The organism is Collinsella sp. BIOML-A6 (assembly GCF_009875845.1).
In the GTDB taxonomy this organism is placed as follows: Bacteria; Actinomycetota; Coriobacteriia; order Coriobacteriales; family Coriobacteriaceae; genus Collinsella; species Collinsella aerofaciens_H.
The window spans coordinates 35,861-59,825 of record NZ_WWSL01000012.1 but is presented as its reverse complement, the minus strand read 5'-3'; the positions used below and the strand labels follow the sequence as shown (position 1 = coordinate 59,825).

Here is a 23,965-nt window from a genome sequence, read left to right as displayed (position 1 = left end):
ATAGTTGAACCAACCTTATCAGTATTGGCACTTCTACTTGAGCAGCCAACGAAAGGATGGATTATGACCATGATTTCCCATATCGCGGTGGGCGCAAGCGGGGATGACCGTTCCAAGTAATTGCTGCAAGGCTTGCCCTCTCGGGTGGTACCCGAGCATTCCCGCCACAATCCTAGACATGTCTCCTTGTGGAGCGGTTTTGAGTGCCTATATGTGCTCGCTTTGATTGCATGGGTTATTATGCGTGCAAATCAATCGATTTTGTAGCACTCAATGTTTGCTTTAATTACCGCTTCGGCAAGTGCGAGGTGCTCTTCGTGCGAATTGTCGCTCGAACTTTGCCATCCGGCAATGTCATTTTCATTTATGCGCCTTATGACAAAAGGTCCTTTGACAAACTCCCCGGCCACCTCCATGAATTCGTCGAAACTTGTTGTTACTCCTCGGGCATCAATTAACGCAATTTTGCCTTCCAAGGTAGCTTGGCAAAATACATGGTGACCCTTTCCGTTGCATTCTTTGATTATGAATGCCTCGTATCCGAGAATCTCTTCGACTTGCATTGCAAATGCCTGGCATGACCCTTCGAGAAGACAGCCCGCTGATGTTAGGTGTTCCTCATCGTCGTCAATTTGAGCCAGGTGACCATCGTAGTCAATCTCTTTGAGATTCGCATAATTATTGTTATCGCAATAGAACCCCTTGTGTAGTTCAGTCCCATGGACAGGACGGTATCTGCTTCGGTCGGTTTTTCCGGGTTGTGCTTTTGCAGTAGACAGGTTTTTCATTGGTTCTCCGTTTGGCTGTAGTTATCTAAATATTTGTAGTTACAAGTATCTAAGTTAATTTCTCGTGGGGACATTGGTTTAGCCTGAAAAGGACTGTTTCAATCTTTGATATTAGATAAAGGGGAAATGGGGCACTCAGTGGCTAGAGGAGGGGTAACGAACGTGGAGCAAAAGTACACCAATATCTTGGTTACGGGCGGTTGTGGTTTTTGCGGTTCGGCGTTTGTCCGCTATGTTGTGAACAACGTTCCGAATGTGCGCGTCACCATCTTGGATAAGCTGACCTATGCCGCTAATCCTGACAGCATTGCTGGGCTTCCGGAGGACAGGGTTGAGCTCGTTGTAGGCGACATTTGCGATTCGGATCTGCTTGATCGATTGGTTCCCGGGCACGATGCAATTATTCACTATGCCGCGGAGTCCCATAATGACAACTCGATTGTCGATCCTAGCCCGTTTATTAAAACTAATGTCGAGGGCACATACCAACTCCTGGAAGCTGCTCGTAGACACCATGTCAGGTTTCATCACATTTCGACCGATGAGGTGTTTGGAGACCTGGTGCTTGATGATCCGCGTAGATTTACCGAGGAGTCTCCTTATCGACCGAGTAGTCCCTATTCAAGCTCCAAGGCGGCATCTGACATGCTTGTGAGAGCTTGGATTCGCACCTATGGTCTGCAGGCAACAATTTCTAATTGCTGTAATAACTATGGTCCATATCAGAACCCCGAGAAGTTCATTCCGCATTCGATTACATGCGTCCGGCGCGGGGAGCGTCCTAAATTGTACGGGGACGGTCTGAACGTACGCGATTGGATTCATGTCGATGACCACGCTCGTGCTGTTTGGCTCATTTTGACTAAAGGGAAGATCGGGGAGACCTATCTTGTCGGAGCCAATTGCGAGCGCAACAATCTCGAAGTTCTCAAATTCATTCTTAAAGCAATGGGCAAAGACGGGGACTTTATTGACTGGGTTAAGGACCGTCCCGGCCATGATCGACGGTACGCCATAGACGCTAGCAAGCTTCGTCGCGAGCTTGGTTGGGCGCCGATCCATGGTGACTTTGCAGCAGAGATTTCGCGATTGTGCCATAGCAACATGCTTTTAACCTGATTAGCCTTTCGGGGTTAAGCTGCTGCTGCTCACGAATCTCTCGACGATGGGGGCGCGCTTCTTGGCATAGAGTGTAAGCAACCGTATGAAAGGGGACAGACATGGGCAATCGAAAAGCTATGTTTGCTTCGGTGTTTATCGTGCTTCTGTTGGGAATTTGTCTCGTTCCCGCATTTGCTGAAGACAACGTGGCTACCGGCCAAGATACAAATGCCTCCATGGCTGCAGACCAGTTGAACGATTCCGAGCTCGTTACCAACGAAGCTATGTCCGTGGACAGTACGTCCGATTCGAATACACCAGATTCGTCTGATGCTGTGAAGCCGGAAAAGCCCAAGTCTGTCTATGATTTTGCTTCCGAGCACGTCGATGACCTTGCGGATGGGTTGTACACTTTTGGCTCTTCGGTTGACGGCAATTTTGTACTTGATGTTCCTGGTGGTACGGCCTCTGCTGGCAGAAAGCTGCAGCTGTACAGTGGGAACAAGACGAATGCTCAGGTCTGGCGAGTGTCTCACGATCAGAATGGCTTTGTTGTCATTGCGTCTGTCAAGGGTTGCACGCTTGATGTCCCCGGCGGCAGCGCGAGCAATGGAAATCCCGTTCAGCTTTGGTCCGATAACGGCACCCTTGCGCAGCGCTGGGTTGCAATTAAAGAAACCGATTGCAGCTACACCTTGATTTCGGCGTTCAACCAGTCGTTTGCCATTGACGTGGCGGGTGGAGTTGCCGCAAATGGCTCTGCCGTGCAGTTGTATGAGGCAAATGGTACGGCAGCTCAGCGATGGGTGCTAACGCCTGCCAAAACTGAGCAACAGCAACTCGATGATCGAGCGGCGGCACATCTCGCTGACCTTCCTGACGGAACGTATGCTATGTTGGCTTCGAACGATTCGTTTGCTCTGATCGCAGGCGGCGGATCACTGTCTTTTGATAAATTCGGATATTCAGGTATTCAAACGTTCGATGTCTCAACTACGTCGGACGGGTATCGCACCATTGCGATTCATGGTGCTGGGGCGGTTCTGGATGCGGCGGGCGGCAAAGACGCCAACGGCACGAAGCTGCAGACCTATGCCGCCAATGGAACCAAGGCCCAAAAGTGGATCATCGAGAAAGACGGCGAGCGCTATCGGATTGTGTCGGGCTTGAACGGACAAAAGGTCGCCGACGTCCCTGGTGGCTCTATAGCATCTGGTGCCGGACTTCAGCTGTATAGTGCAAATGGAACGGCTGCCCAATCCTTCAACTTTGTGGATCCGACGGCTGTGCGTTCCGAGCTCGATAAGCTCGCTTCCGATAACCGAGAAGTTGTCAAAGACGGGGACTATGCGATAACTGCCGGTCCGGATTTGTCTCGAATGATTCTCGATGTTGTCGGAGGCTCTGCTTCTAGCGGTGCAAACGTGCAGATCTATCAATCGAATACGACCGCCGCTCAGCGTTGGCGTGTTTCGCATGACGATGACGGCTATCTCACGATAACGAATGTAAAGTCTGGCAAAGTACTTGATGTTTCTGCGGGTTCAACTTCTCTTGGAACGAACGTCCAACAGTACGCGGCTTGTGGCGATGCGAACTATGCACAAAAGTGGATTGCGGTACCGAATGGCGATGGAAGTGTTCGACTTCTTTCTGCTGTTTGGCAACAGCGCACGCTTGACGTTGCCGGTGGCTCTCTGAACTCTCAGACAAACGTGCAGCTCTATGCTTCGAATGGAACTGCCGCGCAGCGCTTCACTTTTATTGCCGCAAACCCTGCGTCAGTTGACCCATGCGATGACATTTTGAAAGACAAGGGTTGGTGCGTTATTTCGCCCTTTTCAAATGGCTCTGTTGCCTTTGACGTTGCCGGTGGATCATTGAAGAACGGGGGCAACGTTCAGACATATTCCTGCAACGGCACGCTGTCCCAGCTATTTAAGGCTGAGTATCGAGACGGTTACTATGTTCTGCGTAATGCTGGTTCCGGTAAGGTGCTCGATGTTGCAGCGGGCGACGTTGTTCCGGGGACGAATGTCCAGCAGTGGGATGAAAGCTCCAACGACAATCAGCTCTTTAGCGTCGTTGCCAATGAAGACGGAAGCTATTCGTTTATCAATAAGGGCACAGGGCTCATGCTCACGGTATCCGGTTCAAATCTAGTTGCTGCTACGGCGGGAGATTCCGTTCAGACGTCGTTTGTTTTTGCCGAGCAAGAAGACCTGCTGAGCGAAGGCCTTTATGAAATCTATCCGTCTGCAAATTCCTCCTATGTGCTTGATGTCGCGGGTGCATCTGTTGACTCCGGCGCTAACGTTCAGCTCTATGCCAGTAATGGTTCCTTCGCCCAGAAATGGCTGCTTAAAAAGGTGGATGGAACGAAGAATACCTATACGTTTGAATCCGTTTGCTCAACTAACAGGCTCGCTGTTTCCGGTACCAATGTTTGCACGACGGCACCGGCAGATGTGAAGGCGCAGCAATGGGTGGCGCGAATCGATAGCAATGGTATTGAGTTTGTGTCTGCGGATGACCAAGACCTTTCGCTTGATGTGAAGGGCGGTAATTTTGCATCGACTTCCAACGTTCAAGTCCACTCCTCCAATGGTTCCGCTGCGCAGAGATTCCGCCTGCGCGCTACTTCGGCAACCATCGACAATGGTACGTACTTCATCCGAATGGCTTCTCACGCGGGTTCGGTCTTAGATGTTTCTGGCGGATCGTACTCGGACGGTGCAAACGTTCAGATTTGGCAGAACAACGATTCGGGTGCTCAAAAATGGAACTTCTCTCGTAACGGTGATGGCTCATACAACATCGTAAATGCCGCCAGTGGCAAGGCTCTTGACGTAAAAGATGGGGCTGCATCTTCTGGCACCAATATTCAACAGTGGTCTAGGAACGGAAGTGCTGCTCAGCGTTGGTATGTCGATTATGTACCCGGTGGATTTAAGCTGTCTTCCGCTCTGAATGGAACGTTCGTTATCGATGTTTCTAGAGGCAACAGCGTAAACGGGACGAACGTTGCTCTGCATGCAAGTAACGATTCGGGGGCGCAGCGGTTTATCTTCGGAGCTACTGCGTACGTGCAGCCGCTGCCTGCCGATCAGCAGGCAATGTATAACCGTGCACAGTGGTATAACAGCAACACGGAATGGCTTATTTTGACTGATACCGTTGGATGCCGTACGGGTATTTTTAGGGGCTCTCGTGGTAATTGGAGGCTCTGGTCCTTCTGGCAGTGTGCTCCAGGCAAAAATGGGTCGCCAACGGTGTTGGGTGAGTTCTCTGTTTACGGAAAGGGTATTTCGTTTGGACACGGATATACCTGCTGGTACTACACGCAGTTTTATGGAGACTATTTATTCCATTCGCAGCCTTGTTATACGGGAACGTTTAATGTGAAGGATCCCACAATGGGGCATCGCGCTTCGGCAGGTTGCATCAGGCTTACAACTGATCACGCTAAATGGATTTACGACAACATTCCCTATGGAACCAAAGTGGTCAATTACTAATCCTTGTCATGGGGCGGCTCGCAGTTTGTGAGCCGCCTTTTTTGCTCAAATGGTTGCATGCCGCGCTGAACAGCGATTAAATGAACCAAACATGTAAACATTTTCATTGCAGACAATATCGCATGCTTCGATAATAGGGATATGTGTTTGCCTGAGGTTTCAATGCGTTGTGGTTGTTGGTGTTGGCAAGATCGTCTGGGGGATGTTATGCGTCATAAAAAACGCGTTTGCGCTCTATTACGAGTTGGATTTTTGCTGGGGTTGCTTCTGGCTTTACCCCTCGTTCTCAAATCAGGCTCGACTGCTTTTGCTGAAGAATCTTTCGCTAGTCCTGTCGTTGAAGAATCTGAACAAACAAAGGACGGGATTAATTCCGAGCAGATTCAGTCTTCGGACGATTTAGTTCAAGACACCAACGCGAAAGAAAGCGACACTGGTGAAGAATCTGACCCTTCTACCACAGCTTCTGATCCATCTAAGTATGCGACCCTTGACGCGGGTACATATTTTCTTACCTCGACTTTGTCGGGGCATCGAGTGCTCGATGTTACGAGCGGTTCGGTGAGTGTCGGCGCTGCGATACAGTTATATGGGAGAAATGAGACGGCTGCACAGCAGTTTGTCCTTGTTGATCTTGGCAGCCGTCAATACGCTTTTAAAAACATTAAGTCGGGGTTGTACCTTTGCTACCCAAACGATGCCTCTCGTTTCTCGGACCATCCGCGTCTTACGCAGAATGTTGGCTATGATGGCGCTTGGGGCTTTGCATGGCATGCTCGACAGGTTGGCGGCGGATATGTCTTTTCGCCTGTCATCGATGATGATTTTGCCATCGATATCGCTGGCGCCAGCGATTCCAACGGAACAGAAATCCGTCTCTACCAATCCAATGAATCCGTTGCTCAGACGTTTACGCTCGAGAAGTCCAAGGCTGCCATCCTCGCCGAGCTTGCTGCCGCCCACGCCTCCGACCTCGCTGACGGCACCTACTATATTCGCTCGACAAAGAGTTCCTGGCAGTCGCTTGATGTTGCGGGTGGATCTAGGTCATCGGGTGCGAATGTCCAAATATATGCTCTCAACGCTACAGCTGCACAAACGTGGACCGTTTCTCATGACCAAAATGGGTTTGTCACATTAACCAACAGTGGTTCCGGTCTTGTTCTTGATGTTTCTGGTGGAAGCGCTCAATCTGGAACGAATGTTCAGCAATACGCGTCAAACGGTTCTGCGGCGCAAAAATGGATTGCCGTTAAGGATGGGGACTCCATCAAGCTGGCGTCTGCGCTTGATCCGTCAATCTGCCTTGATATCGCCGGCGGTAATACAAGTAACGGCACGAACGTGCGAACTTGGTCGGATAATGGCACGATTGCTCAACGTTGGACATTTTTCAATTTAGACGTTCAGCGCGAACACCTGGATGCACTTGCCCAGCAAAATGCTGGCAATATTGCTGATGGGCGCTATGTCTTGGCGCTTGGCGTCGGAGGAGCTAGGGTTCTGGACGTGAACGGTGGCTCTAAAGCCAACGGCGGCAATGTTCAGTCGTATGTGTCGAATATGACAGCGGCTCAACAGTGGGACATTTCGCATGATGAACTCGGCTATTTGATTATCAAAAATGTTTCCTCTGGCAAGGTGCTTGATATTGCAGGTGGTTCTTGTACGTTGGGGACTAATATTCAACAGTATTCATCCAATGGATCACGTGCCCAGCGGTGGATCGCCGTTCCCTCGGTGCCTGGTGGCTCTTTCCGGTTGCAGTCCGCGGTCCTGCCCGATCTTGTTCTAGATGTTGCGGGAGCATCATCTTCGAATGGTGCCAATGTTCAAACGTATACGAGTAACGGTACTGTCGCCCAGCGCGTTCGTTTTGTATCGGCCGCTCCCGATGTGGCCCCGTCCGACGATCTTGGTTTGGACGGCTGGTTCACTATTTCGCTGTCATCGGATTCATCTCGTGTGTTTGATATCTCTGGAGGGTCCTCTTCTAACGGGGCAAACGTCCAGACTTATGCTGCTAACGGCACGTTTGCTCAGGTCTTTAAATTTGTATATGTGAATGGCTACTATCGAATCGTGAATGCCCAGTCTGGTAAGGCTCTCGATGTTGATGGCGGCAATGTGTGCCCTGGAACAAATGTCCATCAATGGAGCGGTGACCGCAATAACGCAAACCAGCTATTTTCCATTGCTCGTAACGATGACGGTTCTTATGCGGCAACGAATAAAGCAACCGGATTGGTCCTAAGTGTCGCCAACTCTAATGTGTACGGAGACATTCCGTCTGATTCCGCGTCGCAGCGTCTTGCCTTTACAAAGTTGACTTCACTTTTGTCCGAGGGCTTCTTTACCATTTCGAGCTCTGCTTCCTCCTCTGCGGTTTTGGACGTTGCGGGCGGCTCGGCCAGTGATGGTGCTAACGTTCAGCTCTATGGAAGCAACAAGTCGATTGCTCAGAAGTGGAAAGTCGCCAAGGTCGCCGACCGAGATAATACGTATACCGTTGAAACCCTGGTGTCTGGCAAGGTCTTAACGGCAGATGAAGATGGCAACGTCTGCGTCCGATCTTTTGATAATAGCGATGCTCAACTTTGGACCGCTCAGATTGACAAGGGCGGTGTCAACTTCGTTAACGTTGCAACCGACAAGGTCCTCGATGCCGTAGGTGGCTCAACAAGCAACGGAACTAATATTAGGATGTATGATTCTAACGGCACAGCGGCTCAGTCTTTTAAACTGTCTGCCTGCTCGTTAGTTGACTCGGGTACCTATACCATTGCTGCTTCTTCTAACCGCTCCAAGGTGTTGGATGTGGCGAGCGGTTCTCGTTCCAACGGTGCCAACGTTCAGCTTTGGTCCTCCAATGGTTCTGGCGCTCAAAAATGGAACGTCAGCGTTAACTCGGATGGAACCGTTTCGATTCAAAACTGCCGAAGCAAAAAATATCTCGATGTCCTGAATGCTCAGGGTGCTTCGGGCGCTAACGTTCAGCAGTGGCAGGGGAATGGAAGCTCCGCTCAGCGCTGGCGTGTTGACTACGTAGGCGGCGGCTCCTTTGTCATTCGTTCTGCGCTTAACGACTCGCTCGTTTTGGACGTGAACGGAGGCGCGCTTAATGATGGAGCCAATATCCAGATTTACGCTGCTAATGGCTCCGACGCGCAGGGATTCTACTTTGCCCAGACGAGCTATACGCCCGAGGCAGTAGATCTGGCTGTCCCAGTTTACAATCAGTACTCCGTTGGTCTCCCCAACGGCTGTGAATCGGCGGCTCTGACCAACGTCCTTAACTATTACGGTTTTGGCGTTGGTCCGTGCGAGATGGCCGATCGATGGATCCCCCGTAGCTCCTGGGACTTTGTCTGGTGCTTCTGGGGAGACCCCCACAGCTATAACAACGGTAACGAGATCTGCGCTCCTGGACTCAATAGGGCTGCCAATAATTTCCTAGCAAGTAGGGGGAGCAACCTGCGCTCGTACGATGTATCGGGAACCTCTCTGTATGACCTCTGTAATTACCTTGATGATGGACATCCGGTTATTATTTGGACTACCGTTCATCAGGGTAACGCTGGAAATATTTATGCTCGTCAGGGTGGATATTTTGCCTGCGCTAACTCTCATACGGTTGTTTTGAAGGGCTATAACCCTCAAACAAATAAGGTCATGATTTCCGACACCATCGATGGCTATACCACTTACGATCGAGATTGGATTGCCTGGGTCTACCAGCAACGAGGTGTTCAGGCAGTCGTAATTAAGTAACCAGATGCATCATTCTTGCGGCTCGTATCAACTATTATAGATTCAGTGCTAATTTGAAACTGGGGTCTGATATGAGCCGCAGTCGAAATGCCCGTAGCCTAGCTATTATTATCGTAGTTGCTTTGGTTCGGGCCTTTTTGGTTCCGCTGTCAGAGTGTCTCCGTTATTTGCCGAAGAAGTGTTCACGAACGGGTCTGATGCTAACCGAGTAATCGAATTGGGTGCCGCTGATGGCGGCGATGGTAGTTTCGCTCCGAATAGCTCGACTGTCCTGTCTGGTGAAGGACAATTACAAGACTCATCGACGCCTGCTGCCGAATCGACCGGCGCGACGTCTCATTATGTCGAGAGCATTGAGGACTTATCCGTTAAAAACAAGGGGACGTTTTCTGACGGTGTGACTTATGTTTTTGCTTGCAACAATGCATCGCGCAAGGTGTGGGATGTTGCGGGGGGGGGGGATCTTTCTTAAATGGCGCTAATGTCCAGATGTGAAGCTCGAATATGACTAAAGCGCAGCGCTGGTTAGTGCATGAGGATGAGGACGAGTTTTTAACTCTGCTAATGGAGCTAATGTCCAGTAATATAAGGCTAATCAGACCCCCGCACAGCTGTTTTTTGCGCTCGACTGTAATCCGGTCGTTGACTCTTTAGGACAGAACGTCGCAGACGGTGTTTATTGTCTTGAATCTGCCGGTTTAGCGCTCGATGTGAAAGGCGCTTCTGCTGAGTCTGGTGCGGCTCTTCAGTCGTACGCAAAGAACGGTATCGTCGCGCTGGCACTCCGTCTTTCATATGACAATGCATCCGGTTACTACACGATCGCTTCGCTTGTTTCGGGCAAGTATGTTGGTACGAGGTATATCGAGCCCTACTCTACCGCGCCTGGTGGCGCCGTCGTTTGGTCGGGCTTTTTGCTGCAGTGCCTCTATGCCACCGACATGGATATGGGTATCTACAACCCCTATAACCATCGTTGGCTTGCATGGCAGACATACAATTCTATGAATTGGTACAATAGCGGTACATTTTTGCCGGTAAGTGTTAACAGCATGCAGCGAGGTGACGTTATCTATTATCGTGGTCATATCGCCATCTATCTGGGGGATGGGCGCATGATTGACTCCTGGCCTCGTCAGGGTGTCGGCGTCCATGGTGTTTACGAGCGCGGCAATCCCATTGGTGCTGCACGCCCGTTCGTATAATTCATTTTATCAATCGAGGTTTATAAGACATGAAAAAAAACAGTGCTGTTCGCGTCGTTTGCGCCCGTATGCTTCGCGGTCGCTGCCTTGTGCTCTCCCGTTCAGGCGTACTCTATTGAGCAGGCTTCCCCGAATGATGAGGCCTTTATTTCTTCGGTAGTTTCTTCTGACGGTGATTCGATTGAAGCCGACGGGGCTTCTGGAAAAGATTCTTTGGATTCCACGAAGGACGCTGGTGATATCACTCCGGGCGATGTGCAGGCTCCCGCTGTAGGCGACGATGAGGCTGGCGCTTCTTCTCCTGTTCCAGATGTTCCTGTTGAGCCTTCCGGCCTGCCTTCGAATCCAAAGATTTCTGACCTTCCTGCAGCGACTATCAATGAGGGCGTCTATGAGATCTCTAACGCCGGCTCTAATAGGGTCCTAGATGTCTCGGGCGGCTCATGCGATAACCGCGCCAATGTCCAGCGGTATGGTCAAAACGGTACGCCCGCCCAGCGCTGGAGAATCGAAAAGTTTAATGGGCATTATTTGCTCGTAAATGTCGCGAGTGGCAAGGCGCTCGACGTGTCCGGCGGTAACGGCGCAAATGGTACGAATGTCCAGCAATATGTCCTCAATCACACGAATGCGCAGCTTTGGGACTTTGTTGCCCGTCAAGATGGCGGCTATTTTATTAAGTCCTGCCTTGGCGACTCTGTGCTCGATATTTCTGGCGGCAGCGTTGCCAATGGGGGAAACGCACAAGTTTATAGCTGGAACGCTACGAATGCACAGGTTTGGAATCTCGTTAAGATCGCTCGGACTATCGATGACGGCTTATATCGACTTGGCTCCATGCTCAACGACGGTCAAGTTGTCGATGTCGCCGGAGGCTCTTTGAGCGATTCGGCGCAAACTCAGCTTTATGGTTCCAATGATACGCTTGCCCAGTATTGGACGTTTACGTATAACAAATCGACGGGATATTATACGGTTCGCTCTGCGGTATCGGGTAAGGTTCTTGATTGCCGCGGCGGTGGCGTTTCGAATGGAACCGCGGTGCAGCAGTATGCCGAAAACGGTACAACTGCCCAATGGTGGCGCGTCGTTATGAATGCCGACGGCAGCGTGTCTCTTGTTTCCGCCAAAAGCGGTTTGGCCCTTGATGTGTCAGGGGCTAATTCTGCCAACGGAACTAAGCTGCAGCTCTATTCACAAAATGGAACGCTCGCGCAAAAGTGGACGCTTTCGGTTCCGACGGTATTTGTGCGTGACGGGCTGTACGAGATCTACTCTCGCGTGGACGGTAACCGTCTGATTGATGTCTCTGGTGGATCGAAGGCGGACGACGCTAAATTACAGGTATGGAATCGTAACGGCACGTTGGCACAGAAATGGTCGGTTAGTGTTTGCGACGATGGGTCGGTTCTTATCAAAGGCACAAATTCGGGCAAGTACCTTTCACAAATTGACGACAAGCTGATGAGTGTTAAGGGGGCGGCGGAAGGTTCCCACTGGATTCCGCGGGTGTTTCCAATGGGCGGTCTTGTTCTTGTGAACGCAGCCTCGGGCGCTGTGATTGACTTGACCGGCGCCAATGCCGCTGCAGGCACCGCGATTCAGATGTACGCCAATAATTTTACGGCAGCTCAGGCATGGCGTTTCGTTGCGGCTTCGCTTATTGACGATGGCTATTACGTTGTGGTGAACCAATCGAGCGGTAATCGTGTTCTGGATGTTGCCGGCGGATCCAGCAGTGTCGGAGCTCGAGTGCAGCTGTATACCGCTAATGGAACGAACGCGCAAAAGTGGTATGTCCGTTCTTTGGGAAACGGTGCCTACAGTCTGACTGCCTTTGTATCTGGGAAGGCGCTCGACGTGCCGAGCGCTAACGCATCTAATGGCGCTTCTGTTCAGCAATGGGACTGGAATGGTTCTGGTGCACAAAAGCGGCTGCTTCGCCTTGCCGATGGCGGTGGCATCGCAATTTATTCGATGCTTGCTGACGGTTCTTTTGCTTTGATGGACAGCGATAACGGTCTTGTTCTTGGCAATGGTGGTAGCGACTCATGGCGCTTTGATACTACGATTGTTTCTGAGCAACCTTACGCTTACGCTAACGGTGCGCAACGGAGACTCGTCGACATTGCTTACTCCACTCCTTCTCCTGGATTTAACCTCTGTTCTGAGTGGATATCGCGCGTGTTTAACGCGGCGGGTTACGGTTATGCAAATGGCGATGCCTGCGACATGTTTTGGTCTTATTGCCATGACAGCAACCGCGCTAATTTGAAAGTTGGTATGATTATTGCTGTCCCGTCTCACTCCAATACGTGGGCAGGGTCCATCTGGGGCCATATTGCAATTTATATTGGAGATGGCAAAGTAATTGAGAACATTGGTCGTGTTAACGTCCGTGGGCTTGATGACTGGGTCGATTATTATGGGACAACGTATACGCCGCTTTGGGGTTGGTACCGTAATATCGCCCTTTGTTAGATTAGGTTTTGGCTGATGGTTATGCGCAAGAATACTCGTCTTGTATCATCTCTGTTAGTTGCCCTCGGTCTGCTTTGCGGACTGGGGGCAACTCCTGTTTTTGCTGATGATGCCCCGCTTCCTGTCGACGCTTCCTTGGAGGAGCGTTTAGCTTATGGCGAGGCGCATCCCGATGATGACCTTGGTACCTATACTGCCGGTAGCTCGATGGAGAGGGAGCCGCTTGCCGCGGCACTCGATGCTCGTGCGGGAAATGGCTCCCCGTATTGGGGCGGCTCCAACGCTTCTAAAACGTTCTATAACGGTTACGACGAGGTGTTCGCATCGCCCGCCCTTAAGGTCATCGATGTTTCGGAATGGCAGGGGACGATTGATTGGAATAAGGTCAAGAACTCAGGTGTGGATGCTGTCATTTTACGTTTTGCGCATTCGACGAGTCACTTTGACAAGCAATTTGAGCGCAACCTGAGCGAGATCCGTCGTCTGGGAATTCCGTTTGGCCTGTACATCTTTAGTACCGCCCAGAATTCGAATGACGCCACAAGTGAAGCGTACTTTACCCAGCAAATCGTGAGCAAATATGGCCTATACGATCTGTCGCTGCCGATTTTCTATGACCTTGAGGCGTTCTACGACAGCAACGGTAATCCGATGTCTCCAAATAGCGCTTCGGCATACGAGGGCATTGTGAATGCGTATTTTAATACGCTTTCTGGTTTTGGGATTAATAACGTTTCTATTTATTCCGGCCGATGGTTTACGGATACCTATTTAAAGGCCGCAAGCGTGCGTCCCCGTGTGTCTTGGATTGCAGAATACGGCCCTAAACTCAAAACTTCATTTAGTTGCGCCGGTCAGTATGGATGGCAGTACACGTCTTCTGAGCGCCTTGACGGTATTACCGCCAACACGGTCGATATGAGCGCTTTTTCCTCAGCAGATTTTGTCAATGTGCTCAACCTGCCTGATTTTGCTCTTGCTGATGGAACTTACTACATCGATTCGATTGCAAAAGATTCCTCGAGCGTTACCGTCGCCGAAGATGAAAGTCTTTCTTTATATGGTGCCCAGGGAATGGCTAATCAGCGTTTCATCCTTGAGTTAGCTGGCTCGGGGGCATATCGAATCAAGAATGAAGCAACTGGGCGGTATCTCTCTGTGGTGGATGGTAACGCTCAAAGTGGTTCGACGGTTGTTCAGGCGGCATATGCCCAGGACGAACATCAGCTGTGGCACGTTCGTACTGCCGATAATGGGTTCTATATCCAGTCCGCTTTGGGCAATTGGGTGCTCGATGTGAGTGGTGGTAGCACGGCAGATGGCACTTCGGTCCGCATCTGGGCTCCGAATAAGTCTGCCGCGCAGCGTTTTACGTTCGCTTCCGCTTCAACCATAAAAACTGATACTGCTTTTGCCATAAAGAGCGTTCTCGATCCGCAGCTTGTCATGGATATCTACGGTGGGTCATCTGATAATCGAGCACGGCTTCAGATCTATAACGCCAATAATAGTCAGGCTCAGATGTTCACGTTTAAGCAAGTTGGGAACGGCCTGTACGAAATCGTAAACGTTAACTCTGGTAAGCCCTTTGAGGCGCAAGGCGGATCTGTCTCCAACGGTGGGGCAATCTCTCAGTATTCATCCAACGGCACCTGCGCGCAGCATTGGTCCATCATTGATTGCGGCAATGGCGAATACTCGTTCATTAATTCGAAATCCGGTAAAGCTATTGACGTTCCGGGCGGTAACGGCGTGAGTGGGTCCGCGCTTCAGATTTATACTTATAACGCATCTGATGCGCAGAAATGGACGCTTGCGCCGGCGCGTACCGTTCGCCAGGAGCTGGATGATCTCGCCGCCTCGAGCAAGGGTCTTGTAAAAGAGGGCGTTGAATATGCTATCGGCTCTGTTTCTGAGCGTCATGTGTTCGATATTGCTGACGGATCTACGAATTCCGGAGCCAATCTTCAGCTGTACACATCTAACGCAACTAAGGCCCAGCGTTGGATGTTTTCCTATGATGAAAATGGTTATGCGACCATTACGAATGTGAAATCGGGGAAAGTCCTAGATGTTTCTGGCGGCAGCAAAAAAGCTGGTGCCAATGTTCAGCAGTATGCGCCCAATGGCTCTTGGGCTCAGAAATGGATCCTTGTCGATTGTGGTGACGGCTCAGTCAAAATTTGCTCTGCGATTAGGGCAGGCTTTGTTTTGGATCTAGCTGGCGGCTCCACTGCAAATGGCGCGAATGTCCAGGTTTATGACGACAACGGCACTGCTGCGCAGCGATTCCGACTGTATACCGCCGGAGAAGTTTCTAAGGTTCAAACATTTGATTCTCAGTCTGCTGTTGTAATGTCTTCCGATGGTCGCGTTTTTGACGTGACCGGTGGCAGTATGGATAGCGGAGCAGCCCTTCAACTCTATAGCGCTAATGGGACCATTGCGCAGTCGTTTGGCTTCGAATTTGATACTGAGGCAGGTCTTTATGCAATTAAGTCTGCGAAATCCTATCGCTACCTATATGCTCAGGACGGGGACATTGTTCCTGGGGCCGCGGTTAAGCAGGGCAACTTGTCGCCCTCGACGCCGATTTATAATTGGGCCATTGAAGATGCAGGTAACGGGCTGTATCGTATCGTTAACGCTGCAACTGGCGGTGTTTTGGGTGTAGGCGCTTCTGGCAAGCTCATTACGGTATTCAGGGGTGACGTGCGTGAGCTATCAGTTGCCTTTACGCCATCTGGCTTTAAATGTTTGCGCTCCGAACAGGATGCTGACGCCGCGGTTCATATGTCTGATTTGCCAGATGGGGAGTATGTCGTCAGCTCGAGCATGAACTATTCCTTTGTTTTGGATGTTTCTGGTGGGTCGAAAGAAAACAGCGCCAACATCCAGCTGTATACGTCGAATATGAGCAACGCTCAGCGCTGGACCGTTTCCCATGACGAAAAGGGCTATGTTACGTTCACGAACGTTGGCTCCAATAAGGTGATTGATGTCGCTGGTGGAAACGCTTCCTCTGGAACTAATATTGCTCAGTATGTCTCCAATGGCACATATGCCCAAAAGTGGATTGTTGCAAAGCGGTCTGATGGCTCGTATCTTATCGAGAGTGCTCTTAGGCCTGGATTCTATCTTGGATCTAGGGGAGGAAAAGCGTCTAATGGCGCGAATGTGGAGCTAAGCTCAAATCAAGACAATTCGCGCTTTGTGTTGCTCAGTACGACTCCTTCTGTTGCCAAATGCGATGACATTCTTCCGGAAGGGTATTTTACGTTGAGCCCTGCCTGTAGTTCCTCCGGTAAGGTCACTGATATTGCAGGTGGTTCAAGCTCTAATGGTGCTAATGTGCAACTTTATAACGATAACGGCACGCTCGCCCAGTTGTTTAGTTTTGAATACCACGACGGATATTATGTAATCCGTAACGTCAAGTCTCAAAAGGTGCTTGATGTTGCTGGCGGCGAGCTTATTCCAGGTGCTAATGTACAGCAGTGGGACGGCGACTCGACTAATGTAAATCAGTTGTTTGCAGCTATTGATAACAGTGACGGGACCTTTTCTTTCGTTAATAAGGCAACTGGTCTTGTCCTCAACGTTGCCAACGGCTCCGATTCCGCTCATGCGAATATTAACGTATCTCTATCTAATGGCACTGCCGCTCAGAAGTTTTCGCTTCATCAAGTTACCGAGTTTTTGAGTGAGGGCGCGACTTCTTTTGAGTCGACTACTGCTTCGAAAGTCTTGGATGTTGTCGGTGGGTCCATGGAAGATGGCGCTGCCATCCAACTATATACACCAAACGATACGCTTGCTCAAAAATGGTATGTGAGCAAAGTGCCTGGGTTGGACAATACGTACGAGATTGAGTGTATCGGTTCTGCGAAGGTGCTCTCTCTTACTGATGAGGGGAAGCTTGTTCAACTGACAGCCAACGGTACTGATTCCCAGCGATGGCATAGTGCGTTGTCTGGCGGAAAGATTGCGTTGCAGAATGCAGCCACAGGTCAGTACCTCTGTGTTTCGGGTTCCTCTTCGACATTGGGCATGGTTGATTCTCTTGAATTGCCCGGTGTTCGTTTTAATGCAAAGAGCGTGGGGGTTCTCTCTGAGGGGTCATTTACCATTCAGCTTATGTCGAATCGGTCGCAGGTGTTCGATGTTTCTGGTGGCTCAACGAACGCTGGTTCATCGGTAGGGTTTTATAGTTCGAATGGAACGGCGGCTCAGATCTGGGACGTTCGTAAAAATTCTGACGGCACATATGAGATTTCGAGCGCTAAATCTTGCAAGCCGTTAGACATTAGAGACGCCAATCAAGTTGCTGGCAATGGGGTACAAATTTGGACGCGAAACGAGAGTACTGCCCAAAAATGGAAATTGGTATACAACAGGGGAGAGGGCTATGCCATTCAGTCGACTGGTGGCCTTGTTCTTGCTTCGACTAATGGCGCACTCGCGCTTTGCGAAGATAGTGGTTCTGCTAATCAGCGCTTTGCTTTTGAGAAGGCAACTTACATTCCGCCAGCACTGACTGGTGTTCAGTGGAAGGGCTGCGCGCATTATTCCTCGACTCGCTATGGCGAAGACTGGAGCGTGATTGTTATTCACATTTCGGAGTGCACTTCGCTTTCCCAGATTGATAATACATTTTGGGGTACACGCGAAGCGTCGGCTCACTATGGCGTGGCACCGGGACAAATTCACCAGTATGTTGGCCTTAACGATACGGCATGGGCGGTTGGCAACTGGGAGTGGAATAAGCGTTCGGTGTCTATTGAACATGTGGGCACCACCGCCAATCCGCCTTCGTATGCTACTCTTGACACCAGTGCGCAGCTTATGGCTGCGCTTGCCAGATCTAAAGGCTGGAGGCATTTGACGATGGGGGATAATGTCGGTATTCACAAGTGGTATTCATCGACTAGCTGTCCTGCCGGAACGGATGTCAATTGGCTTGTTGCGAAGGCAAATCAGTACTTAGGCAATTGATTTACTTGACGATAATCTTTTATATATGGTGAAACTGGTGCTTAGGATTTACGACGTATGATTCAAAAAAAAGAGAGACACGTAGAACTGTTCCAAATTTGTTCTAATGAAAGAGATGCTCTAAAGCTTGCGGGGCTTTCCTTTTTTGTCGCGCTGCTTTTGCTCATGATTGCGTGCGTGTGTGGCGGTATCTTTCCGTTTGGAAAGACGGCCATGCTTCGTGAAGATGCTATTTATCAGTACGTTGGGTTTTTCGGCTGGTTTTCGAGAGTATTAAAGGGTGAGGCCAATCTTTTCTATTCCTTTTCAAAGGGATTGGGCGGCAGCACTATCGGATTGTACGCATACTATCTTGCTTCCCCGCTGAATTTAATGATGGGTTTCTTTAAACCAGAAGATGCTCCAAAGGTTATGACCATAATTATAATAGTTAAGCTATGCTTGATGGCCTCCTCAATGGCTTGGTTCATTAAACGTAGGTTTAATGCGTGTGGTTATTCTTGTATTCTTGCTGGCGTATCGTATGGACTTGCCGCGTGTAATTTTGTTTCTGGATCTAATTTAATGTGGCTCGACGGCGCTGTAATGCTGCCAATCGTTTGTATGGCAATTCATTCAGCGTTATTGCACGAGAAGCCTTACGTTCTGTCTTTGTTGATCGCCTATGCGGTAATTGTGAATTGGTACGCCGGCTATCAGATTTGCTTGTTTTCTTTTCTGTGGACCTTATACGAATGCTCTCAAATGTCTACAGGGAAAAAGGGCTTTTTCAAGTCCACTTTAATGATAAGCCTCTATCTGATCATTGGCTTGATGATCTCTGGGTTGCTATTCGTTCCAACGGTTTTGGACTTATTGAGTACGGGATCGGCCCCTTCAACATCATCAAACGGCGGTTTTATTACCGTATCGAATTTGTATGCGCTCCTTGCAAAATGGAACATGGCCAACATGTCTATTCATCCAGATTCTTCTGGCATGGCTGGTGGGTTGTATATCAACAGTTTGCTGGTAGCAGGCTGTTTGGCCCTACCTTTTGTGTTTAAGAACAATCGTAAAGAGATCGGTATTCTTGCGTGCTTAATTGGCTTCTTGTTATTATGCGAGCTTTTCCAGCCTTTATCTTTACTCTGGACAGGTTTTTCTCGCGCAGATTCCTATAATCCTAGATTCCATTATTTGATTGTTTTTCTGTTGGGCATTATTTTCTCAATTTCTTTTGATTCAAAACAGGATAGAACACTTGCTGCTTCTTACTACTACTTCCCGTTCCTGCTCCTGTCTCTAGCGGGTTTATTCAAGCTCGGTTATATTTCAAATAAAAAGATTGTTTTATTCCAAGTGCTCGCACTTGTGATCTCTACTGCATTTATTTGGACAATGCAAAGGGGCCGCCTGGGGATTAAAGATACTAAATTGGCAAAGATACCTTCTCTATTTATATTTTTACTAGTTTGCGTTGAGCTTGTCTGTCCTATTGTGCTTTGCTTCACTGTCGATTCGACTACTCCTAAACTTAATGTTGAGACATATTCTTCTTATATCCGCTCAATTGCTAGACTCGTTGAAGATTCAAAGGCAACTATGGAAAACACTCGACTTGAACATTGCGGAATTACGTATTTGGGAAGTGCTAATCGTACGTTTCCGACGGGCGAGTCGATGGCATTAGGAATTAACGGTGCCGATCATTATTCATCTGCTGGCAGACAATCTCAGAAGGACTTATTGGGTTCTTTGGGTTATTGTGGAAGTGCCGGTACAAGAGGTATTGTCTATTACAATTCATCGCTTCCAGTTTCTGATCTTTGCCTCGGAGTCGGAGGTTTGATTGTCTCGGACGATGCCCAGTATGTTTATAGCTCGACTATAATTTCTTCGAATAGCTCACCTTATGGAAAATTGTCTCTTGTTGGTTTGAGCGGCTCCCGGTCAATTGCCTATCTGATGAATAGCGATCCCTCGCAAATTAGTTACACTACTTGTCCTTTTGAAAATCAGGAAAAGCTTGCTAACTCGATATTTGGGGTCGATTCTTTATATCATTCGCTGCATCCTGTTGAGGACAGCTATAAATATGGCACGGGACGCGAATTATCTTATCAGGTTAAGGATGACGGCCCGTTATATGTTTTTGTTAAGTCTGAAGCCGCTTGCGACGTCTATGTAAATGGCAAGCTTGTGCAAAATGTTAACGACTGGGAGTTCAGTAGCAATATTGTTTCGTTGGGAGATTTTCATTCAGGTGAGACTGTACGGGTTTTGCTTAAGGGAGGTAATGTAGATTCCTATATGAATGGATCTGTTGACTGTCGTCAACTTGATGAGTCTAGTTTCTCTTCTTTAATCGAGTGCTCTAGTGAAAATGCCGTTATGATAGACACTTTCGATGACGGACAGATAAAAGCGCACGTTTCGGTGGATAAATCACAGTACTGCTTCTTTAGCGTTCCTTTTGAAAAGGGATGGTCGGCTTCGATCAACGGCGCTCCTGTAAACATTAAAGAGTTATATGGAATGATGGCATTGCCTCTTTCATCTGGTGATAATGAAATTGTCCTAACCTACAAGCCCGTTGGTATCATCCCTGGAATTGTAACTTCGGTGCTCGGATTGGTTGTCTTGGGCGTAGTTATTATTTATGTAAAGAAACATTAGTGAAATTGGAAGCGAAAGATAACAAATGAAGTTTTCTCATAAAGATGTAGTTTCTGCGATTAAGTATCTACTGGTTGGTGGATCTACGGCTCTTTTGGAGCTGGTAGTTTTTTATCTCTTATCTGGCTTTCTTTCGCTCGCGGTTGCTAATGTCGCAGCTGTTTCCATTTCTACTTTTTTCAATTTTGTTTTAAACAAAATTTGGGCATTTGAAAGTAGGGAATGGTCGACTAGGTCCGTTGTTTTATATCTTCTGCTGTTTGCATTTAATACCACTTTTTCATCGGTGTTTATTTCGGGTATGGCGACTTTAAACATGATGCCAGTAATTGCAAAGGTGCTTTCAATGTGCTGTATAGTGTGTTGGAACTTTATTCTCTATCGGAATGTTGTATTTAAGTAGCGTGGTTGGTCTATGAGATTAAAAGCTAGTTTTATTGTTCCCGCATTTAATGAGGCTGCAAATATTCTGCCTTTTTATGAGGAGTTTTCACGAGTCTTTGATGCTTCTGAATTCGATTATGAGCTTCTATTTATTGATGATGGCAGCACGGATGGAACTCGAGATGAACTGAAGAAGCTGGCTCGCGAAAAACCGCACGTGCTAGCAATATCGTTTTCTCGTAACTTTGGAAAAGAGGCAGCAATTTGGGCCGGTTTAAATAATGCGACAGGTGATTTTGTCGGCATTATTGACGCTGATCTCCAGCAACAGCCCGCTGATGCGTTGAATATGCTTAAACTTTTAGACGCAGATGACGAATGCGATATTGTTACAGCATATCAAAGTGCCAGACACGAGAATCCTATCATTGTTATGTTTAAGAGCCTTTTTTATAAATTGATGGATAAACTGATGGATACGACGGTTCCTTCAGATGCCAGTGATTTTCGTGTTTTCAGACGTGTTGTTGCAGATTCGATACTGAACGTTGGTGAGTATTACCGTTTTTCGAAGGGTATTTTTTCTTGGGTCGGGTTTCAAGAACAGTTGTATCCTTACGAGCCGTCTGAACGTCTGCATGGTTCATCAAAATGGTCTTTTGTCAAGTTGGTTAAATATGCCGTCGATGGAATTATTTCTTTTTCAACGTCACCTTTGCGCTTGGCAAGCTATGTGGGATTTACAGCCTCTTTACTGGCCCTTATATACCTTATTGTGGTGCTTGTCCAAAAGATGTGTTTCGGCATCTCTGTTCCCGGATATGCAACACTTATCGGTGTAATTCTGCTTCTTGGTGGCATTCAGCTGCTCTTCCTGGGTATTGCCGGCGAGTATATTGGGCGTATGTACATTCAAGATAAGCACCGTCCAATATATATCGAGGCAAGACGTTATGTGTCTGTCGATTAATCGGCTCGATATTCGCTATCAGTGATTTGTTTGTAATGGAGATGCTTTGATTAATTATAAGCTTGGAAATATTCTGTTCGAAGGCTCAGCCGCTTTTTCCAACTATCCAACTCTTTTGTATAGGCGTGAGAGCTCTGGCAAGGTATTTACTGATATCGAGAGTCACATTCTGCAAGGTCCAGACTGTTTTGACTTCACCACCTATTTCAACTCTTTGCCTGTTTCTAAATGGCGTATGTATACCAAAGCTGAGCGATTTTTTGTTCATCTTGAGTTTATGGGCGCTCCTTTTAGACTTCTCCCAACTTATGCTTCTGCTTTGGACTGGAGTTCTATTAAGCAGATGGATCGTGTATCTAACTATCCATCTTCTGATAACTGGCAATCGCTTGACGTTGAGCTTGTTCCGGACAGCAAAGCTGTTTTGGCTTCATTTTGCATAAAGACCGATGGGGAACTTCGGCTTAGAAATTGCTACTTCTACACCGAGGTGGAAGAGGATGATTTGAGCACTGTTGAGCTCGCCCTTGCTACAACGACTTTTAAAAAAGAAGCATATATCCTTAAAAATCTAGATTTGATTAAGGAAAATGTTCTTGGTTCGCATGAACACATCGCAGATCATTTTCGTGTTCATGTAATTGATAACGGAAGAACTCTCGATGTTGATTCTCTGAGTACTGGACTAATTACCATTCACCCTAATCCAAATGTAGGCGGCTCCGGTGGTTTTGCTCGGGGAATGATTGAGTCACTTGAACAGAATCCTAAAGCGACTCATGTTCTCCTGATGGACGATGACGTTGAGGTTCTTCCCGAGAGCTTTATCCGCACCTTCAACCTGCTTTCGCTTCTCAAGGAAGAGTATTCCAATGCTTTCTTGTCAGGTGCTATGATGAGTCTTGAAGAGCCAAATCTGCGTACGGAAGACTTGGGGTTTTTTACTGCTAAAGGAACCTTCTCTCCACTTAAGCCCGGAGGTTTTATGACCTCGCTACATGATGTTGTCGAAACCGAGATTTATAGGGCACCAACCGGGCTTTATGAGGACACTGCTCAGCAATATGCAGGCTGGTGGTATTGCGTTATACCTACCGCAACGATTGAACGTGAGGGGTTGCCCTTGCCCTTATTTGTTCGTTCGGATGATGCTGAGTATGCTCTTCGTTGTAAACCCAAGTTCATGTCCATGAATGGTATTTGCGTTTGGCATAATTCCTTTAATTTTAAGTATAGTGCTGCCGTGGAGCGTTATCAGGTAAGCCGAAATACGCTAATCAGTCAGGCGACAACTGGTGCCGCGCCTCTCTCTGATTTTCTTTATGAGATTCGTCGTGAAGTTGAGCTTGACTTGAAGAAATTTAATTACGATGAAGCTGTTCTTGCCGTAAAAGGTCTTGAAGATTTTTTGAGAGGTCCGGAGTGGATTTCTCATCCTGTTGCTGAATCTCGCTTTATGGCGGCAAATCGTGAAAGGGAACAATTGATTCCCATCGAGCAGCTCATCCCTCAGGCACTAGAATTGGGTGTCGACTTGACGCAACTGACTTTTGGCAATTTGGGTCTTGGGGGGGACAGGTCTAGGCTGCAGGCACTTAAGGATTATCTGACCATTAATGGCCACCGTTTTGTTAACGACTCCGCCAAACGTAACGGTAGAGTTGCTGTTATTGATGCTGCGGGATGGGTTTATCCCGCCGGTAAAATCAGGGATGTTGACACGCTTATTGTGGTAGATATGCCTAATAAAAAGGGCGCCATTAGACATATGGATAAGAAGCGATTCAAAGAGGTTTGGACTCGTTTTCGTAAAGCCGAGAAGGAATTCAAGCGTAACAAAGATAAAATATATGCCGAATACGCTTCGTATAAAGATGCTTTTACTTCGATTGATTTCTGGAAACAGTATTTGAAAGAGGCGTCGGAGTAGTCTTCATGTGAGTGGGTTTCAAAGCGGGGCCCACTCATTCTTTTGTATCATATGAGAAAATAGCTTTCGTACACTGTCTGTCGTTGGGATGGTTAAGCCATGGTTTGGGATATTTTATCTGATCCTGATGTTCGCTCCGCGATGAACAAGCTTGTCGACGAATG

At 48.3% G+C, this 23,965-nt stretch carries 11 protein-coding genes; 10 read left to right on the top strand and 1 reads right to left on the bottom strand.

Annotated features, from left to right (window positions below; genetic code table 11):
- Window positions 1-251: 251 nt before the first annotated feature.
- Entirely contained in the window at window positions 252-788 is a 537-nt protein-coding gene (locus GT495_RS05445) for a hypothetical protein (RefSeq protein ID WP_161162057.1), read from the bottom strand.
- A 162-nt stretch (window positions 789-950) separates the two neighbouring features.
- Here GT495_RS05445 and rfbB point away from each other — a divergent pair, with 162 nt between their 5' ends.
- The 10 genes from rfbB (at window position 951) to GT495_RS05395 (ending at window position 23,801) form a co-directional block, all read left to right on the top strand.
- The gene (rfbB, locus tag GT495_RS05440; protein WP_370457598.1) at window positions 951-1,907 is read left to right on the top strand and encodes a dTDP-glucose 4,6-dehydratase; all 957 of its coding nucleotides are present in this window, start codon (window positions 951-953) and stop codon (window positions 1,905-1,907) included.
- A 101-nt stretch (window positions 1,908-2,008) separates the two neighbouring features.
- Window positions 2,009-5,407 carry an RICIN domain-containing protein gene (locus GT495_RS05435; protein ID WP_161162056.1) on the top strand — a complete coding sequence of 1,133 codons (3,399 nt, stop codon included), beginning with the start codon at window positions 2,009-2,011 and terminating at the stop codon, window positions 5,405-5,407.
- A gap of 207 nt (window positions 5,408-5,614) precedes the next feature.
- Window positions 5,615-9,178, top strand: coding sequence for an RICIN domain-containing protein (locus GT495_RS05430; RefSeq protein WP_161162055.1), 3,564 nt, complete (start codon window positions 5,615-5,617; stop codon window positions 9,176-9,178).
- Window positions 9,179-9,888: 710 nt separating this feature from the next.
- Window positions 9,889-10,383, top strand: a complete 495-nt coding sequence (locus tag GT495_RS11095; RefSeq protein WP_161162053.1) for an NlpC/P60 family protein — start codon at window positions 9,889-9,891, stop codon at window positions 10,381-10,383.
- A gap of 42 nt (window positions 10,384-10,425) precedes the next feature.
- On the top strand, window positions 10,426-12,864 hold the full coding sequence (locus GT495_RS05420; RefSeq protein ID WP_161162052.1) for an RICIN domain-containing protein: 2,439 nt from the start codon (window positions 10,426-10,428) through the stop codon (window positions 12,862-12,864).
- Window positions 12,865-12,879: 15 nt separating this feature from the next.
- On the top strand, window positions 12,880-17,859 hold the full coding sequence (locus GT495_RS05415; protein WP_161162051.1) for an RICIN domain-containing protein: 4,980 nt from the start codon (window positions 12,880-12,882) through the stop codon (window positions 17,857-17,859).
- A gap of 57 nt (window positions 17,860-17,916) precedes the next feature.
- On the top strand, window positions 17,917-20,517 hold the full coding sequence (locus GT495_RS05410; protein ID WP_161162050.1) for a YfhO family protein: 2,601 nt from the start codon (window positions 17,917-17,919) through the stop codon (window positions 20,515-20,517).
- A 25-nt stretch (window positions 20,518-20,542) separates the two neighbouring features.
- Window positions 20,543-20,920: a GtrA family protein gene (locus tag GT495_RS05405; RefSeq protein WP_161162049.1), complete on the top strand. Its 378-nt coding sequence runs from the start codon at window positions 20,543-20,545 to the stop codon at window positions 20,918-20,920.
- 12 nt (window positions 20,921-20,932) lie between these two features.
- Window positions 20,933-21,871 carry a glycosyltransferase family 2 protein gene (locus tag GT495_RS05400; protein ID WP_161162048.1) on the top strand — a complete coding sequence of 313 codons (939 nt, stop codon included), beginning with the start codon at window positions 20,933-20,935 and terminating at the stop codon, window positions 21,869-21,871.
- A gap of 46 nt (window positions 21,872-21,917) precedes the next feature.
- On the top strand, window positions 21,918-23,801 hold the full coding sequence (locus tag GT495_RS05395; protein WP_161162047.1) for a glycosyltransferase: 1,884 nt from the start codon (window positions 21,918-21,920) through the stop codon (window positions 23,799-23,801).
- The last annotated feature ends 164 nt before the right edge of the window (window positions 23,802-23,965 follow it).

Coding starts and splice junctions, on each gene's coding strand:
- GT495_RS05445 (WP_161162057.1), bottom strand. CDS start 788: ATGAAAAACCTGTCTACTGCAAAAGCACAACCCGGAAAAACCGACCGA.
- GT495_RS05430 (WP_161162055.1), top strand. CDS start 5,615: ATGCGTCATAAAAAACGCGTTTGCGCTCTATTACGAGTTGGATTTTTG.
- GT495_RS05410 (WP_161162050.1), top strand. CDS start 17,917: ATGATTCAAAAAAAAGAGAGACACGTAGAACTGTTCCAAATTTGTTCT.
- GT495_RS05435 (WP_161162056.1), top strand. CDS start 2,009: ATGGGCAATCGAAAAGCTATGTTTGCTTCGGTGTTTATCGTGCTTCTG.
- GT495_RS05415 (WP_161162051.1), top strand. CDS start 12,880: ATGGTTATGCGCAAGAATACTCGTCTTGTATCATCTCTGTTAGTTGCC.
- GT495_RS05400 (WP_161162048.1), top strand. CDS start 20,933: ATGAGATTAAAAGCTAGTTTTATTGTTCCCGCATTTAATGAGGCTGCA.
- GT495_RS05405 (WP_161162049.1), top strand. CDS start 20,543: ATGAAGTTTTCTCATAAAGATGTAGTTTCTGCGATTAAGTATCTACTG.